Origin of the sequence: Luteimonas kalidii, assembly GCF_029887935.1 — a bacterium.
GTDB lineage: Bacteria > Pseudomonadota > Gammaproteobacteria > Xanthomonadales > Xanthomonadaceae > Luteimonas > Luteimonas kalidii.
On sequence record NZ_JARXRO010000007.1, the window covers coordinates 96,031 to 97,717 of the forward strand.

A 1,687-nucleotide genomic window follows, 5' to 3' on the forward strand; every position below is an offset into this window, starting at 1 on the left:
GGCGCCGGCGCCGGCGCCGCAGGACCACGACCACGATCGCCACCAGCGCCAGTACAGGCAGCAGGAACGCGAGCGCGCGGATGGTCCAGGCCACGCCCTGCGACAGGGTTTCGCCCGAGTCGCGCAGTGCGATCAGGATCTCGTTGCGGCTCGCCTGCGAGTCGGTCGGCCGGAACTCCAGCGTCAACAGCTGGGTGTCGATGCGGCGGCGATGCCCTGCAGCCGCCTGCTCGGTCGCTTCCAGCGCGGCTTCGGTCTCGGCCAGCTGCCTGGACAGCGCGATCATGTCGGCGACGGTGAGGTCGCGGCGCGACTGGAACTCCAGCAGGCGCTCGCGCTCCTTGCGCAGCCGCTGCTGCGCCAGGGCCGTGTCCCGGACCACGACCGCGAGATCTTCCGCGCGGGTGCCCCGGCTGCCGAGCTCGGCCGATTCGCTGGCCAGCGCGATCATCGGCTCCACGCCCGCGGGAACGATGCGCACGCCGAGCGTGGCCGACGGCCAGTCGCCGCCCTGCTGGCGCACGGTCAGTACCTCGCAGTCGCCGAAGGTGCCGCGGGTGCAGGCCTGCTGCGCCTCGCGCAGCCGCGGCTGGATGCGGTCGGCGGGCAAGGTCACGGTCGCGTCATGCTCGTAGGCGAGGAACGAGGCGTCGCCCTGGCCCGCGACCACGGCGCCCGTATCCGGCGAGGGCGGCGGCGCCGCAGCGCCATAGGCCACCGCCTCCTGCGACGCGGGGCGGCTGCAGGCCGCGACCAGCAGCGCGAGCATGAGCGCGGACCAGACCCGCGGCCAGGTGCCCGGATGCCAGGAGGCCGGACTCATACGCTTGGGTCGCGGATCCATGCGCTCAGAAGCTCGCGCCGTCGACATGCACGACGTTCAGCGCGGCCAGGTCGACATCGGGCAGGCAACGCACATTGACCATGGCCACCGCCGCGCCGTCCTTGCTCTTGCCCTCGCTGAAGGGCGCGATCCCGCAGCGGTCGCAGAAGTGGTGGTCGATGGCCTCGCGGTTGAAGCGGTAGGTCGACAGGTCGGCCCCGGGCGTGGTCAGGCGCAGGGCCGCACGCGGGAACGCGGCCAGCAGACCGCCCCGGCGCCGGCACATCGAGCAGTTGCAGTCGAACACGTCGCCGACCTCGCCTTCGAGTTCGAAGGCGATGCGACCGCAATGACAGCTGCCCTGGTGGATCGTCATCGGCCCGGCTCCGCGCAGTTGAAGACGGGGGCGAGTCTAGCCCGGACCCGACGTCGGGTCCCGCTGCGGCACCGCAGCGGCCAGGCCCAGGCGCGAGCGCTCGAACCACCAGGCCACGCCCGCCAGCAGCAGCCAGGCGAGGAACCAGGGCCAGGCCGGCCCCGGCACGGTCGCGCGCGCCTCGGACGCCGCCTGCGCGCCGGATGCGGAGGCAGGCGCCGCGGCCAGCTGCAGGGTCGCCTCACGCAGCTCCGCGCGTCGCAGCGCGGGATCGGCGTGCCCCTCGGCCACATGGAAGGCGTGGGTCGCGTCGCCATGCTGCAGCCGGTGCCAGCCGGGCACGCGCGGCCAGACGCCGGCGCAGCGACGCGCGCCGGTGGCCGGATCGACGATCGGACGCACGCGGGATCCGTCCGGCGACGCGATCTCCGCGCCGTCCGGCCAGCCGCAGATGACCAGTCGCTGCCCCGTCCGGGCGCCGGACGCGA

Annotated in this window: 1 protein-coding gene and 2 pseudogenes; all 3 read right to left on the reverse strand. The window is 74.1% G+C overall.

Going from position 1 to position 1,687, the window contains the following annotated elements:
* A pseudogene (locus QFW81_RS17690) lies at positions 1 to 871 on the reverse strand (DUF4349 domain-containing protein); the annotation flags it as partial.
* On the reverse strand, positions 849 to 1,199 hold the full coding sequence (locus QFW81_RS01240; protein WP_280576742.1) for a GFA family protein: 351 nt from the start codon (positions 1,197 to 1,199) through the stop codon (positions 849 to 851). The pseudogene QFW81_RS17690 and the gene QFW81_RS01240, both read right to left, overlap by 23 nt.
* A 36-nt stretch (positions 1,200 to 1,235) precedes the next feature.
* A pseudogene (locus QFW81_RS01245) lies at positions 1,236 to 1,687 on the reverse strand (hypothetical protein); the annotation flags it as partial.

What these genes read in the sequence shown, in the direction of transcription:
- QFW81_RS01240 (WP_280576742.1), bottom strand. Translation starts at nt 1,199, where the DNA reads ATGACGATCCACCAGGGCAGCTGTCATTGCGGTCGCATCGCCTTCGAA.